Genomic DNA, 14,555 nt, shown 5'->3' with positions numbered 1-14,555 from the left:
TCACCCCGCCGGGCAGGTGGCGGCGGCCCGGCGTAGCACGTCCGACGACGGCTGATCGACCGGCAGCTGGTAGCCGCGCAGCACGGCGATGAACTGCATGGCGTACTGGCAATGGAATGCGGCGTTCGGCGGCATCCACTGCGCCGGCGGTGAGTCGCCCTTGTCCTGGTTGGCCTGGCCCTCGACGGCCAGCAGGTTGGCCGGGTCGTTGGCGAACCGCACCCGCTCGGGCTCCGGCCAGCCGAAGGCCCCCATGTCCCAGGCGTAGGCGAGCGGGACGATGTGGTCGATCTGCACCGATTCGCCGACCTTGGCGCCGCGCTGGAAGGCGATGGTGGTGTTGGTGTACGGGTCGTGCAGCGTCCCGGTGGCCACCGCGTCCGGGCAGCGCTTGATCGACACATACGTCTTGTCGACGAGATCGCGGTTGAGGATGTCGTCGCGGGTGTCGCACCCGTTGTGCCCGAGCGGGGCATCGTTGTCGTCCGTCCAGGCGTCCCCGAACGCGGCCCGGCGGTAGTCATAGCGGTGGGCCCGCTGGGGCAGCACGGCGATGCCCGCCAGCACGTCGGCGCCGGGCGCCACCGTCGGAACGTCTGCGCGGGCGGCGATCTCGGCGCGCCGGTCCGCCGACGACCCCAGCGTCTGGTAGGCGACCAGCACCGCGAGCACCGCCGCGACCGACAACCACAGCAACACCCTCCGGTTCATGACTTGTCCAGGTATTCGATGCGGTCGGTGTCGGTGAATCGTGCTGCAAGCAAAGCCAATTCGGGGTTCGACGGGTCCCGTTCGTAGCTCTGGGCGCAGAAGTCGCGGGCGCCCTCGATGTAGGCTCCGTGCTCCGCCAGCGACAGCAGCCGCAGCGTCACCGCCCGACCGGATTGGTTGCGGCCCAGCACATCTCCTTCGCGGCGCTCCTTGAGGTCCAGCTCGGCGAGGGCGAACCCGTCCATGGTCGCGGCGACGGCGCGCAGCCGCCGGCCGGCCTGCGAGTCCGGGGAAACCCAGCTGGCCAGCAGGCACAGGCTCGGATGCTCGCCGCGGCCGATGCGCCCGCGCAGCTGATGCAGCTGGCTGATCCCGAACCGGTCGGCGTCCATCACCAGCATCACCGTTGCGTTGGGAACGTCGACGCCGACCTCAATCACCGTGGTGCAGACCAGCACATCGACGGACCCCGCGCGAAAGGCGGCCATCGCGGCATCCTTCTCGTCGGCCGACAACCGACCGTGCATCAGCGCCAGCCGCAGGTCGGCCAGCTCGTGCGAGCGCAGCCGGTCGAAGAGTCCCACCGCCGTCGCCGAAGGCCTGCGGCCGTCCTCGTTGTTTTCGGTATCGTCGGTCTCGTCGATCCGGGGTGCCACCACATAAACCTGGCGGCCCGCCGAGACCTCCTCGACGATGCGATGCCAGGCACGGCCGAGCCACGCGGGTTTGTCGCCGACGAAGATGACGTTGGTGGCGATCGGCTGGCGCCCCCGCGGAAGTTCGCGCAGCGTCGAGGTCTCCAGGTCGCCGTACACCGTGAGCGCGACGGTGCGCGGTATCGGCGTCGCGGTCATCACCAGCAGGTGCGGGGTGGTGCCCGCACGAGCCTTGGCGCGCAATTGATCTCGCTGTTCGACACCGAACCGGTGCTGTTCGTCCACCACCACCATGCCGAGGTTGTGAAAGTCCACCGCGTCCTGCAGCAGCGCGTGGGTGCCGACGACGATGCCGGCCTGACCGCCGGCCACCTCGTCGCGGACCTGCTTTTTCTGCGCGGCGCTCATCGAGCCGGTCAGCAGCGCCACTCGGGTCGCGTTGTCCGCCCCGCCCAGCTGGCCCGCCATCGCCAACTCGCCGAGGACGTCGCAGATCGAGCGGAGGTGTTGCGCCGCAAGCACTTCCGTTGGAGCGAGCAACGCGCACTGATAACCCGCGTCGACCATCTGCAGCATCGCCAGCACCGCGACGATCGTCTTGCCGGAGCCGACCTCACCCTGCAGCAGACGGTTCATCGGGCGGGTCGCCGCCAACCCGTCGGAAAGCACGTCGAGCACCTCGCGCTGTCCCCCCGTCAGCTCGAAGGGCAACCGCCGCAACAACTCCGCCTTCAGGCCGTCCTGCCGCGGCGGCGCCGGCGGGCCCGACTCGGACAGCTCACCGTGACGGCGGGCGACCAGCGCCCACTGCAGGCCGACGGCCTCGTCGAACGTCAACCGCTCACGGGCCCTTTGCCGTTCGCGCTCGTCCTCGGAGAGATGGATCGCGCGCAGCGCCTCGTCCTCGGGGATCAGGCCGAGCCGGGCGCGCAGCTCCGCGGGCAGCGGATCGGGCACCGGGTCGAGGACGTCGAGCACCTGGCGCACGCACGCGAAGATGTCCCAGCTCTGCAGCCTCGCGCTGGCCGGATAGATCGGGAAGAAGCGGCCCTCGTACGCCGAGGTCACCTCCTCGCTGCTGACGGCGTGCGACGCGGTGGCGATCTTTTTCAGCGACCGCGTGCCGTAACTCTTGCCGCCCGGCGACTCGAGGATGAGAAACGCCGGATGGGTCAGCTGCATCGCCCCGCGGTAATAACCGATCTCTCCGGAGAGCATCACCTTCGCCCCTTTGACGAGGTCCTTCTTGAGGTAGTTCGCGTTGAAGAACGTCGCGGTCACCTTGGCGCGGCCGGAGCCGACGGTGATGCGGTGACACATCCGCTTGCGGTCCCTCTTCATCGGGAACGTCTCCGTCGCGGTGATCGTGTCGACGATGGTGATGTGCTGGCCCTCTTCGGGCCGCTCGTCGCCGGCGCCCCAGCGGGCCGCGCCCTCGGTGTAGCTGCGCGGGTAGTGGCGCAGCAGGTCGTCGACGGTGCGGATGCCGAACACCTCGTCGAGCAGGGGCACGATCTTGCCGCCCACGACGTAGTCGAGCCGGTCGGACAGCGTCGCCACCGCTACTCGACCCCGATCAGCAGGACGTCGCCGCGGTGACCGGTGCGGTAGGTCATCAGCTCGGTGCCCGGGTGGTGGTCGTGCACATGGTCCTGCAGGATGTCGCCCACGACGACGTCGTCGATCCCCGCCCCGACCAGCACCGTCACCAGGTCGCCGCCCGACGCCAGCAGCAGGTCCAGCAGGCCGATCGCCGCCCCGGCCACATCGAGGGCCACGAACAGCACCTCGTCGCCCGCGATGCCCAGGCCGTCGCCGGGTTGGCAGGGACCGGCCCAGGTCAGCGCGCTTTCGGTCGCGACGCGCACCGACCCGTGCCGGGCGGCCCCGGCGGCGCGGGCCATGGTGTAGCCGTCGTCGACGGCTTGGCGGCCCGGTTCGTGCACGGCCAGCGCCGCCAGCCCCTGCACCATCGACCCGGTCGGTATCGGCACCACGTCGATGCCCCACCCGATCGCGGTCGTGCAGCCGGCGACCAGCTCCTCGGCGGCCACATAGCCGTTGGGCAGCACCATCACCTGCGCGGCGCCGGTGTCGACCAGGGCCCGCACCAGCCGGTGGGCGGAGACGGCGCCGGCCGGCTCACCCGCCTCGGGATCCGGTCGCAGCACGCAGGCGCCCTCCGCGGCGAACAGCTCGGCGGCGCCGTCGCCGTCGACCACGGCCAGGACCGCCCTCTCCCGGGTCCAGCTCCCCGCAGGCAGCCCGGTGACGCCCGAGCTCAGGGCCGAGACGACGATCCGGCTCGGCCGCCCGGCCGTCAGGCCCGCCTCCACCGCGGCGCCCGCGTCGTCGGTGTGCACGTGCACCGAGTAGGTGCCGCGAGTCGTCGCGGGCGCGATGGCCACCGAATCGCCCAGTTCGCCGAGGCGGTCGCGCAGCGCGTCCGCCCGGGCGGGATCGCACCCATCCAGCCGGTACATCACCTCGAACTGCGGCGCGGGGCGTTCGGCGGGGGCCTGCGGCTGCGGCGCGCGCGGCGCCAGCTCGTACACCGTGCGGGCGGGCGCCTGTCCGCTGATGGTCGAGCGCAGCGCGTCCAGCAGGACCAGCAGGCCCCGCCCGCCGGCGTCGACCGCGCCGGCGTCGGCGAGCACGTCGAGCTGCTCGGTAGTTTTCTCCAGCGCGATCACCGCCGCGTCGCCGGCGGCGGTGACCGCCGCGGCCAGCCCGTCGCCCGCACACTCCTCGACGGCCGCCGCGGCCGCCCGCAACACCGAGACGATGGTTCCCGGGACCTCTTGCCCGCCCATCGAGGCGATGACCAGGCCGACGCCGCGGTGCAGCGCGGCCGCCAGGGTCGCGGCGTCCATCTCGGGCAACTCGCCGCCGGACTCGGCGGCCGCGGCGGCGGCGACGTCGGCGATGCCGCGCAGGATCTGGGAGAGGATCACGCCGGAATTGCCGCGGGCGCCGTTGAGCGCGCCGGCCGACAGCGCGCCCGCGACCCGCGCGACGCAGCCGGGGCCCCCGTCGGCGCGCGCGTTGGCCTCCGCCAGGGCCGAGCGCATGGTGAACAGCATGTTGGCGCCGGTGTCGGCGTCGGCGACCGGGAACACGTTGAGCCGGTTGATCTCGTCGATGTGGGTGATCAGGTCGCCGACGGCGGTGTGCGCCCAGTCGCGCAGGGTCACCGCGTCCAACACACGAGTGCTCAGGTGACCCACCTCCTCGGAGCCTCGTTCGGGCCCGCTCCCGAACGGCGCCAGCGTAGCCCGCCGGCGAGGCCAGACCGCCCCATTGAGCCTAGCCAGCGTGGACGACAGTGCCGGTCGGCGCCGTCGGGCGCGTTTTGGTGGTTGCGCGCAGGAGTCGGTATCCTGGGCGGGCCCGGTCAGCCCGGGCGTTCCGGCCCGTACAGATCGATCCCGAGTGCCGGACCCCGAAATTTGAGGAGCTTGAACAATGGCCGCTGTGTGCGATATCTGCGGGAAAGGCCCCGGCTTCGGCAAGTCGGTGTCGCACTCCCACCGCCGCACCAGCCGCCGGTGGGACCCCAACGTCCAGACCGTGCACGTCGTGACCCGCCCGGGCGGTAACAAGCAGCGCATCAACGCCTGCACGTCCTGCATCAAGGCCGGCAAGGTCGTCCGCGGCTAGCAGCCGGTCAGGGCAGCCGCCAATCCACCGGCTCGGCGCCCATGCCGGCGAGCAGTTCGTTGGCGCGGCTGAAGGGGCGCGAACCGAAGAACCCCCGCGACGCCGACAGCGGCGAGGGGTGCGGCGACTCGATCGCCACGCAACTTCCCTCGGCGAGTACCGGTTTGAGCGTCGACGCGTCGCGGCCCCACAGGATGGCCACCAGCGGACGCGACCGCGCCGCCAGCGCGCGGATCGCGCATTCGGTGACCTCCTCCCAGCCCTTGCCCCGATGCGACGCCGGGTTGCTGGGGCGCACCGTGAGCACCCTGTTCAACAGCAGCACACCGCGCTGCGCCCAGGGCGTGAGGTCGCCGCACGACGGCTGGGGATGCCCCAGGTCGTTGGTGTACTCCTCGAAGATGTTGGCCAGGCTCCGCGGCAGCGGACGCACCTCGGGCGCCACCGAAAAGCTCAGGCCCACAGCGTGTCCCGGCGTCGGGTAGGGGTCCTGCCCGACGATCAGGACCCGGACCTCGTCGAACGGAAAAGTGAAGGCGCGCAACACGTTCGGGCCCGCCGGCAGGTATCTGCGCCCCGCGGCGATCTCGGCCCGCAGGAACTGCCCCATGCGGGCGACCTGCTCGGCCACCGGCTCCAGCGCGGCGGCCCAGCCCTTCTCCACGAGCTCGTGCAGCGGTCGCGCGCTCACGCCAGCCCCTGCACCAGCAGCACCACCGTGTCGGCGCCGGTGAATCTCAGCTGGACGATGGCATAGACGGTCACCGCGCCACACTAATACGATTCCCAGCCCGCGTAGCCACGCCACTCGGCGCCGTCGACGAGCACCCGGGCCGGCCCGTCGAGCACCCGCCCGATGACGCGCCACCCGCCCGGCGCCGGGCCGGCGAAACAGGCTGCCAGGGCGTGGTCTTCGCCGCCGGCCAGCACCCACGCCCATGCGTCGGCGTCCAGCACGGCCGCCGCCGCGGTCAGCGCGTCGTGGTCGGCGGCCAGCGCCGCGGTCGACACGTCGATCCCCACTCCGGACGCCTCGGCGACGTGCCGCAGGTCGGCCACCAGGCCGTCGGACACGTCGATCATCGCCACCGCGCCCGCGCCCGCGGCCGCCGCACCCGCGCCGTAGGGCGGCTCGGGCACCAGATGCCGGCGCCGCAGCTCGTCGAAGCCGTCAATGCCGTTGTGCCACAACGCATGTCCGGCCGCTGAGCGGCCCAGCTCACCGGCGACGGCGAGCACCGAGCCGGCTTCGGCCCCGGACCGCAGCACCGGCGGGCGACCGTCCAGCTCGCCCAGCGCGGTCACCGACACCACCCACTGCGGGCAGCTGACCAGGTCGCCGCCGGCGATGCCCGCGCCGATCCGCGCCGCCTCGTCCCACATCCCGTCGACCAGCGCGTCCACGTCCGCCGCCCGGGTGTCGCCGGGCGCGCCGAAGCCGACCACGAACGCCGTGGCCCGCGCGCCCATAGCCTCGAGGTCGGCGGCGTTCTGGGCGATCGCCTTGCGGCCGACGTCGTGGGGCGTCGACCAGTCCAGCCGGAAGTGCCGATCCTGCACGAGCACGTCGGTCGACACCACGGTGCGACCGTCCGCGGTGGACACCACCGCCGCGTCGTCGCCGGGCCCGAGCAGCACCGCGGCCGGCTGCCGACGGCCGCGCACGACCCGGTCGATCACCGCGAACTCGCCCAGCTGCCGCAGCGTCGGGGACTGTTCCGCCGCCCCGGACGTATCGTCGCGCACGCCGCCTCCTCCGGGTCCCGACCTGCGGTAAGTTAACTCCCAGCCCGCGCCAGTGTATGAGACAGGAGGTGCGCTGGCGGTGACGACCGACCCTGGTTCGGCTACCGATCTCGGCGGGCCCCCGCGGGCCGCGATGATCGCCGCGGTCGCGCTGGCCGTCGCGGTGATCGGGGCGATCCTGGTCATCGCGGCGAACCGCGAGGCGCCGCCACAGCCGGTGGCCGTTCCCGCCGTCGCCGCGCCCCAGGCAGGCAGCGCCGCATGCCGCGCGCTGACGGACGCGCTGCCGCAGCGGCTGGGCAACTATCAGCGCGCGTCCGTCGCGCAACCGGCGCCGCCGGGCACCGCCGCGTGGCGGTCGGGACCCGGCGGCCAGGCCGTGGTGCTGCGCTGCGGGCTCGACCGCCCGGCCGACTTCGTGGTGGGATCCCCGATCCAGGTCGTCGACCGGGTGCAGTGGTTCGAGGTGGCGGCCCCACCGCAATCCGCCGGCCCCCCATCGACTAATGCGGGCCGGTCCACCTGGTACACGGTGGACCGGCCGGTGTACGTGGCGTTGACGCTGCCGTCGGGATCGGGGCCGACGCCCATCCAGCAGCTGTCCGAGATCATTGACCGCACCGTCGCCGCGGTGCCCATCGACCCGGCCCGGCCGGGTTAGCAGTCAGCGCAGGCCCACGCCGCGGGCCAGCGCGGTCTCCACCATGATCGACAGCAGGGTGGGATAGTCGACGCCGCTGGCCGCCCACATCCTCGGGAACATCGAGATCGTGGTGAATCCCGGCATCGTGTTGAGCTCGTTGACGATCGGTCCGTCCTCGGTGAGGAAGAAGTCGACCCGGGCCAGGCCCCGGCAGTCGATGGCCTTGAACGCCCGGATCGCCAATTGGCGTACCGCGTCGGCGATCTCGTCGTCGACCTTGGCCGGGACGTCCAATTCGGCTGCCTCGTCGAGGTATTTGGTCGCGAAGTCGTAGAACGAATCCTCGCGGCCCCGCACCCCGGCCACCCGGATCTCCCCCAGCGTGCTGGCTTCGACTGTGCCGTCGGGCATTTCGAGCACACCGCACTCCAGCTCGCGGCCGTTGATCGCGGCCTCGACGATCACCTTCGGATCATGCCGGCGCGCGTTGGCGACCGCGGCGGGCAGTTCGTCCCAACTCGCCACCCGGCTCACGCCGATCGACGAACCGCCGCGCGCGGGCTTGACGAACACCGGCAGTCCCAACCGCTCGCGCTCGTCGAGGCTCAGCTCCGCCCGCGACGGGCGCAGCACCGCGTGCGGGCCGACCGGAAGCCCCTCGGCGGCAAGCAGCTTCTTGGTGAATTCCTTGTCCATCCCGACGGAGCTGGCCAGCACGCCGGCGCCGACGTAGGGCACACCGGCGAGTTCGAGCAGCCCCTGGATCGTGCCGTCCTCCCCGTACGGCCCGTGCAGCACCGGAAACACCACGTCGACCGACGCCAGGACCTCACCGGCGCCGGGCGCAAGCGACACCAGTTGGCCGCGCCGCCGCGGGTCGGCGGGCAGCGCCAGCTCGGTGCCCGAGCTGGAGGTCACCCCGGGCAGCTGCCGGTCGGTGATCGCCAGCGCGTCCGGGTCGCCGTCGGTGAGCACCCACGATCCCTCCGGGGTGATGCCGATCGCGACCACCTCGAATCGCCGCGGATCGAGGTTGCGCAGGATGCTGCCGGCGGACACGCACGAGATGGCGTGCTCGTTGCTCCGCCCGCCGAACACGACGGCGACCCGCACGCGGTCGCTGGCACTCACAACCTGGAGAGGCTACCGCGTGGCGTGCTCATTCGGGCTTCGTGCGGCGCCCCAGCAGCAGGGCCATCGCCTCGTCCACCGAGAGCCCCCGGTGGCAGACCCGGTGCACCGCGTCGGTCAGCGGCATCTCGACGTCGTAGCTGGAGGCCAGCGCCAGCACCGACTCGCACGACGTCACCCCCTCCACGACGTGGCCCTCGCCCGCATGCATCGCCGACTCCATCGTCCCGCCGCGGCCCAGGCGTTCGCCCATCGAGCGGTTGCGCGAATGCGGGGAGGTGCAGGTGGCCACCAGGTCACCCACCCCCGCCAGGCCGGCCAGCGTCGCGCCCTTGGCGCCCAGCGCGATCCCCAGCCGCATGATCTCCGCCAGGCCCCGGGTGATGATCGCCGCCGCGGTGTTCTCCCCGAGGCCGACGCCGGCCGCCATCCCGCACGCGAGCGCGATGACGTTCTTGCACGCCCCGCCGATCTCGGTGCCCACCACGTCGCTGTTGGTGTACGGGCGGAAGTACCCGCTGTTGAGCATGCGCTGCACGGCGACCGCGCGCCCGGAGTCGCTGCACGCGACGACGGTGGCCGCGGGCTGACATTCGGCGATCTCGCTGGCCAGGTTCGGCCCCGAGATCACGCCGACCTGCGACGGGTCCACGCCGGTCACCGACACGATGACCTGGCTCATCCGCATCAGGGTGCCCAGCTCGATGCCCTTGGCCAGGCTGACCAGTGTCGCGCCGTCGGGCAGCAGCGGCGCCCACCGCTCGAGGTTGGCCCGCATGTGCTGCGCGGGCACCCCCAGCAGCACTGTCGACGCGCCGGCCAGCGCCTGTTGCGCGTCGGCGGTGGCGCGGATGCCGCCGGGCAGCAACGTGCCGGGCAGGTAGGCGGGGTTGTATCGGGTGGCGTTGATCTGCTCGGCGATGTCGGGTCGCCGGGCCCACAGCGTGACCTGTGCAGCCCCGGCGTCGACGAGCACCTTGGCCAGCGCCGTGCCCCACGCACCGGCGCCCATCACCGCGACGGCGCCCTCCGAACCGGCTACCGTGCTGACCATTCACCGTCCCGTCTGTCTGTACTTCATTCTTATTGCGCTATTGCGTTGCCGGCGCTTCAGATTAGCCCGAGGCGGCGAAGGAGGGCGCGGCGCTGGCAGGATGAGCCCATGAGCGGCACACGCGCCGACCCAGCGGGCGAAACCGCGGCCGACGTCGCGCTGATCGTCGCCGTCAAGCGGTTGGCCGCCGCCAAGACCAGGCTGGCCCCGGTGTTCTCGGCGTCCACCCGCGAGAACGTGGTGCTGGCCATGCTGATCGACACCCTGACCGCCGCGGCGGGCGTCGCATCGGTGGGATCGATCACCGTCATCACCCCCGACGAGGCCGCCGCGGCCGCGGCCGCCGAGCTGGGGGCCGACGTGCTGGCCGACCCGACGCCCGACGGCCACGACGACCCGCTCAACAACGCCATCGCCGCCGGCGAACGCGCCGTCGCCGAGTCGTTCCCGAATGTCGTTGTGCTGCAAGGCGATCTGCCCGCGTTGCAGACCCAGGAGCTGGCGGAGGCGATCGCCGCCGCACGCCAATACCGGCGCAGCTTCGTCGCCGACCGGCTGGCCACCGGGACCGCGGCGCTCTGCGCGTTCGGCACCTTCCTCGAGCCGCAGTTCGGGCCGGATTCCTGCGCCCGGCACCGCCGTTCGGGTGCCATCGAGCTGACCGGCGCGTGGCCCGGCCTGCGCTGCGACGTCGACACCCCCGCCGACCTGGCGGCCGCCCGGCGCCTCGGGGTCGGCGCGGCGACCGCCCGTGCGATCGCGCGGCATTGAGCAAGCGGCATTGAGCAATCCGGGTCGGGCGCTGGCAGCATCGGCCGGTGATGCGGGATGATCGCAGGGTGACCGAAACCGAAGCCGAGGCTCGCGTCGAACAAATGGGATGGCAACCCGATGGCTCGGCGCTGGCGGCGCCGCCGGCCGCGACCCCCGCGGCGATCACCGACGCGCTGCCGGAGGATCGTTACCTCAACCGCGAGCTGAGCTGGCTGGACTTCAACGCGCGCGTGCTCGCGCTGGCCGACGACAACTCCCTGCCGCTGCTGGAGCGGGCCAAGTTCCTGGCGATTTTCGCGTCCAATCTCGACGAGTTCTACATGGTCCGGGTGGCCGGCCTCAAGCGCCGCGACGAGATGGGGCTGTCCGTTCGCTCCGCCGACGGCCTGACCCCGCGTGAGCAACTGGCCCGCATCGGCGAGCAGACGCAGCGGATCGCGACGCGGCACGCCCGGGTGTTCCTCGACTCGGTGCGACCGGCGCTGGCCGAGGAGGGCATCCACATCGTCACGTGGGCCGATCTCGATCAGGCCGAGCGCGACGAGTTGTCGACGTATTTCAACGAGCAGGTCTTCCCCGTCCTGACGCCGCTGGCCGTCGACCCCGCGCATCCGTTCCCGTTCGTCAGCGGACTCAGCCTGAATCTGGCCGTCACGGTCAAACAACCCGAGGACGGCGGCCAGCACTTCGCCCGAGTCAAGGTGCCCGACAACGTCGATCGCTTCGTCGAACTCAAAAGCCGCGACGGCGCCGACGGCGACGGGCACGCCATGATCCGGTATCTGCCGATGGAGGAACTGATCGCGGCCTTTCTCCCGGTGCTGTTCCCGGGGATGGAGGTCGTCGAACATCACGCGTTCCGCATCACCCGCAACGCCGACTTCGAGGTCGAGGAGGACCGCGACGAGGACCTGCTGCAGGCGCTGGAGCGGGAATTGGCGCGCAGGCGGTTCGGTTCGCCGGTGCGGCTCGAGATCGCCGACGACATGACCGAGAGCATGCTGGAGCTGCTGCTGCGCGAACTCGACGTCAATCCCAGCGACGTCATCGAGGTGCCCGGGCTGCTCGACCTGTCGTCGTTGTGGCAGATCTACGGCATCGACCGGCCGGCGCTGAAGGACCGGACGTTCGTTCCGGCCACCCATCCCGCCTTCGCCGACCGGGAGACGCCGCGCAGCATCTTCGCGACGCTGCGGGAAGGCGATGTGCTGGTTCATCATCCGTACGACTCGTTCTCCACCAGCGTGCAGCGATTCATCGAGCAGGCCGCCGCCGACCCCAACGTGCTGGCGATCAAGCAGACGCTGTACCGCACGTCCGGTGATTCGCCGATCGTGCGGGCGCTCATCGCCGCCGCCGAGGCCGGAAAGCAAGTGGTGGCAATGGTGGAGATCAAGGCGCGCTTCGACGAGCAGGCCAACATCCGCTGGGCGCGCACGCTCGAGCAGGCGGGCGTGCACGTGGTCTACGGGTTCGTCGGGCTCAAGACGCACTGCAAGACGTGTTTGGTGGTGCGCCGCGAGGGGTCGACGATCCGGCGCTATTGCCATGTGGGAACCGGCAACTACAACGGCAAGACGGCGCGGCTGTATGAGGATGTCGGTCTGCTCACGGCCTCCCCCGAGATCGGCGCCGACCTGACCGACTTGTTCAATTCGCTCACCGGCTACTCGCGCAAGGTCTCCTACCGCAACCTGCTGGTGTCGCCGCACAGCATCCGCACCGGCATCATCGAACGCGTCGAGCGCGAAATCGAAGCGCACCGCGAAAGCGGCGGTGGGCGCATCCGGCTCAAGATGAACGCTCTCGTCGACGAACAGGTCATCGACGCGCTCTATCGCGCGTCGCGGGCGGGGGTGCGCGTCGAGGTCGTGGTGCGCGGCATCTGCGCCCTGCGCCCCGCGGCGGAAGGTTTCTCGGAAAACATTTCCGTCCGTTCGATTCTGGGCCGATTCCTGGAACACTCGCGGATCATCCACTTCGATCGCGTCAACGAGTTCTGGATCGGCAGCGCCGACATGATGCACCGCAATCTCGACCGGCGCGTCGAGGTGATGGTTCAGGTCAAGGACCCCAGGCTCACCGCATATCTGGACGACCTGTTCGAGTCCGCGCTGGACCCGTCCACCCGCTGTTGGGAGCTCGGCTCCGACGGGCAGTGGACGGCGTCGCCGCACGAGGGTCACAGCGTGCGCGATCACCAGGAGTCGCTGATGGAGCTGCACCGTAGCCCCTGATGCATGTGGTACGTTTCCACGTCACGCCCGAGGCCGGAGCGAGCTTGGCCGAATTGACCTGCAGGAGTGAGGTGTCGGACCAGAACTCGTCCGCCGGCCGGGGCTCGGGGACCCGGATCGTCTACGCCGCCGGCGCGGTGTTGTGGCGCCAAGTCGGCGCCGATTCGGCCAAGCCGGAATTGCAGATCGCCGTCATCCACCGCCCTCGCTACGACGACTGGTCGCTGCCCAAGGGCAAGGTGGACCCCGGCGAGACGGCGCCCGTCGCCGCGGCGCGGGAAGTTCTCGAGGAGACCGGATACCGCTGCGTCCTCGGCAGGCGGCTGGCCACCGTGAGTTACCCGATCGAGGCGGGCGTCAAGAAGGTGTACTACTGGGCGGCCCGCGCCACCGGCGGGGAATTCTGCGCGGGCAGCGAGGTCGACGAGCTGATCTGGCTGCCCGTCGCCGCCGCGATGAAGAAACTCGGCTACCCGCAGGATCGAAAAGTATTGCGCCGCTTTGCAAAACAGCCGGCGGACACGCACACGGTATTGGTGGTCCGGCACGGCACGGCCGGCCGCAAATCCCGGTTCTCCGGAGACGACACCAAGCGCCCGCTGGACAAGCGGGGGCGCGCGCAGGCCGAGGCACTCGTTCCCCAGCTGATGGCCTTCGGGGCCACCGACGTCTACGCGGCCGACCGGCTGCGCTGCCACCAGACGGTGGAACCGCTCGCGGCCGAGCTCGGTGGGGCGATCAAAAACGAGCCCGCCCTCACCGAGGAGTCCTACGCCAAGAACCCCAAGCGCGGCCGGCGCCGGGTGATGGACATCGCCGCGCGGGGCGGCACGCCGGTGATCTGCACGCAGGGCAAGGTGATTCCGGACCTGATTGCTTGGTGGTGCGAACGCGACGGGGTGCGCCCGGACAAGTCGCGCAACCACAAGGGCAGCACGTGGGTGCTGTCGCTGGCGGACGGCAGGCTAGTGGCGGCCAACCACATCGGCGGCTCGTTGTCCGCCAACGTGCGGGCCTGACACGCGAATACCCTTTGGGGGCACCGCTGCCCCCAAAGGGTATTCGCGTCGGAAATTGGGTTTGGGGCTTACCGGCGGCCGCGCCGCGCGGTGGCCTTCTTGGCCGGAGCCCTCTTGGCGGCTTTCTTGGCCGGCGCCCTCTTGGTCGCGGCCTTCTTGGCAACCGTCCGCTTGGTTGCGGCCTTCTTGGCCACCGTGCGCTTGGTCGCCTTCTTGGCTGCGGTCCGCTTGGTCGCGGCCTTCTTGGCAACCGTCCGCTTGGTCGCGGCCTTCTTGGCCGGCGCCCTCTTGGTCGCCTTCTTGGCGGCGGCCTTCTTGGCCGGAGCCTTCTTTGCAGCCTTCTTGGCCGCGGTCTTCTTGGCCGGAGCCTTCTTGGCGGCCTTCTTGGCCGCACCCGCCACTACACCACGCTTCACTGCTGGTCCTTCCGCTGGGAGGCGCTGTGCGCCAGAGACAACCGCTTTGAATTGAGCACCCGGACGAAATGCCGGAACAGACGTCGGCTTGACCTTCACCGTCTCACCGGTGCGCGGATTGCGTGCCACGCGCGCTGCGCGGCGGCGCTGTTCGAACACACCGAAGCCGGTAATGGTTACGCTGTCGCCCTTGTGCACCGCGCGCACAATGGTGTCGACAACATTCTCGACAGCAGCAGTCGCTTGCCGACGGTCCGAGCCCAATTTCTGCGTGAGCACGTCAATGAGCTCTGCTTTGTTCATCCAAACCCTCCGAAGCCAGTGGTCCTCGTTTGTGAACCAACTAGCGAACACGGTAAACCCTCACCTGGCAAATTTCCAAGCGCCACGCGCAATTTCAAGGCCCGGCGATAGAGATTTTCGCAATCCGGTTGCCGCCCTTGACCGGTGGCGCGCCCCCGAATTCGGCCCGGTTAGTTAGGCGGGCGAGAGGAAATTGCGTCCCCGA

General features: G+C 70.7%; 13 protein-coding genes. 5 read left to right on the top strand and 8 right to left on the bottom strand.

All coding sequences use genetic code 11. The features are described from left to right. From AC5Y6X_RS06670 to AC5Y6X_RS06660, 3 genes are read right to left on the bottom strand one after another with little or no spacing between them, the layout of a single operon-like run. Complete coding sequence (locus tag AC5Y6X_RS06670; RefSeq protein ID WP_499985428.1) at window positions 1-711, bottom strand: HNH endonuclease family protein; 711 nt, start codon at window positions 709-711, stop codon at window positions 1-3. After that, entirely contained in the window at window positions 708-2,927 is a 2,220-nt protein-coding gene (gene recG, locus AC5Y6X_RS06665) for an ATP-dependent DNA helicase RecG (protein ID WP_499985427.1), read from the bottom strand. The genes AC5Y6X_RS06670 and recG overlap by 4 nt, the downstream gene beginning before the upstream one ends. A gap of 2 nt (window positions 2,928-2,929) precedes the next feature. Continuing rightward, window positions 2,930-4,570, bottom strand: a complete 1,641-nt coding sequence (locus AC5Y6X_RS06660) for a DAK2 domain-containing protein (RefSeq protein WP_499986462.1) — start codon at window positions 4,568-4,570, stop codon at window positions 2,930-2,932. 262 nt (window positions 4,571-4,832) lie between these two features. Between AC5Y6X_RS06660 and rpmB the strand changes: the two genes are divergently transcribed. After that, the gene (rpmB, locus tag AC5Y6X_RS06655) at window positions 4,833-5,027 is read left to right on the top strand and encodes a 50S ribosomal protein L28 (protein ID WP_076125869.1); all 195 of its coding nucleotides are present in this window, start codon (window positions 4,833-4,835) and stop codon (window positions 5,025-5,027) included. 7 nt (window positions 5,028-5,034) lie between these two features. Here rpmB and AC5Y6X_RS06650 read toward each other — a convergent pair whose 3' ends face one another. Beyond that, a complete protein-coding gene (locus AC5Y6X_RS06650) occupies window positions 5,035-5,718 on the bottom strand; it encodes a uracil-DNA glycosylase (RefSeq protein WP_499985426.1) in 684 nt (227 codons plus the stop codon). 83 nt (window positions 5,719-5,801) lie between these two features. Beyond that, a complete protein-coding gene (locus tag AC5Y6X_RS06645) occupies window positions 5,802-6,773 on the bottom strand; it encodes a thiamine-phosphate kinase (protein ID WP_499985425.1) in 972 nt (323 codons plus the stop codon). A gap of 133 nt (window positions 6,774-6,906) precedes the next feature. On the opposite strand from AC5Y6X_RS06645, the gene AC5Y6X_RS06640 reads away from it, so the two are divergent. Next, complete coding sequence (locus tag AC5Y6X_RS06640) at window positions 6,907-7,434, top strand: DUF3515 domain-containing protein (protein ID WP_499986461.1); 528 nt, start codon at window positions 6,907-6,909, stop codon at window positions 7,432-7,434. Window positions 7,435-7,437: 3 nt separating this feature from the next. On the opposite strand, the gene AC5Y6X_RS06635 is transcribed toward AC5Y6X_RS06640, so the two are convergent. Next, entirely contained in the window at window positions 7,438-8,547 is a 1,110-nt protein-coding gene (locus AC5Y6X_RS06635) for a D-alanine--D-alanine ligase family protein (RefSeq protein ID WP_499985424.1), read from the bottom strand. Between the two features lie 28 nt (window positions 8,548-8,575). Beyond that, window positions 8,576-9,601 (bottom strand): NAD(P)H-dependent glycerol-3-phosphate dehydrogenase, encoded by a 1,026-nt coding sequence (locus tag AC5Y6X_RS06630; protein ID WP_499985423.1) that lies wholly within the window; start codon window positions 9,599-9,601, stop codon window positions 8,576-8,578. Window positions 9,602-9,709: 108 nt separating this feature from the next. Here AC5Y6X_RS06630 and cofC point away from each other — a divergent pair, with 108 nt between their 5' ends. The 3 genes from cofC (at window position 9,710) to mutT1 (ending at window position 13,631) form a co-directional block, all read left to right on the top strand. Continuing rightward, window positions 9,710-10,372 (top strand): 2-phospho-L-lactate guanylyltransferase, encoded by a 663-nt coding sequence (cofC, locus tag AC5Y6X_RS06625; RefSeq protein ID WP_324681264.1) that lies wholly within the window; start codon window positions 9,710-9,712, stop codon window positions 10,370-10,372. A gap of 47 nt (window positions 10,373-10,419) precedes the next feature. After that, on the top strand, window positions 10,420-12,612 hold the full coding sequence (locus tag AC5Y6X_RS06620; RefSeq protein ID WP_499985421.1) for an RNA degradosome polyphosphate kinase: 2,193 nt from the start codon (window positions 10,420-10,422) through the stop codon (window positions 12,610-12,612). Window positions 12,613-12,683: 71 nt separating this feature from the next. Further along, the gene (mutT1, locus tag AC5Y6X_RS06615; protein WP_499986460.1) at window positions 12,684-13,631 is read left to right on the top strand and encodes an 8-oxo-(d)GTP phosphatase MutT1; all 948 of its coding nucleotides are present in this window, start codon (window positions 12,684-12,686) and stop codon (window positions 13,629-13,631) included. Between the two features lie 68 nt (window positions 13,632-13,699). On the opposite strand, the gene AC5Y6X_RS06610 is transcribed toward mutT1, so the two are convergent. After that, window positions 13,700-14,350: an HU family DNA-binding protein gene (locus tag AC5Y6X_RS06610; RefSeq protein ID WP_324681262.1), complete on the bottom strand. Its 651-nt coding sequence runs from the start codon at window positions 14,348-14,350 to the stop codon at window positions 13,700-13,702. Between the last annotated feature and the right edge of the window lie 205 nt (window positions 14,351-14,555).

Source organism: Mycobacterium sp. NGS26 (assembly GCF_059813025.1).
This window is presented reverse-complemented; position numbering and strand designations above follow the sequence as displayed.

Coding starts and splice junctions, on each gene's coding strand:
- AC5Y6X_RS06670 (WP_499985428.1), bottom strand. CDS start 711: ATGAACCGGAGGGTGTTGCTGTGGTTGTCGGTCGCGGCGGTGCTCGCG.
- AC5Y6X_RS06640 (WP_499986461.1), top strand. CDS start 6,907: ATGATCGCCGCGGTCGCGCTGGCCGTCGCGGTGATCGGGGCGATCCTG.
- AC5Y6X_RS06630 (WP_499985423.1), bottom strand. CDS start 9,601: ATGGTCAGCACGGTAGCCGGTTCGGAGGGCGCCGTCGCGGTGATGGGC.
- AC5Y6X_RS06610 (WP_324681262.1), bottom strand. CDS start 14,350: ATGAACAAAGCAGAGCTCATTGACGTGCTCACGCAGAAATTGGGCTCG.
- cofC (WP_324681264.1), top strand. CDS start 9,710: ATGAGCGGCACACGCGCCGACCCAGCGGGCGAAACCGCGGCCGACGTC.
- rpmB (WP_076125869.1), top strand. CDS start 4,833: ATGGCCGCTGTGTGCGATATCTGCGGGAAAGGCCCCGGCTTCGGCAAG.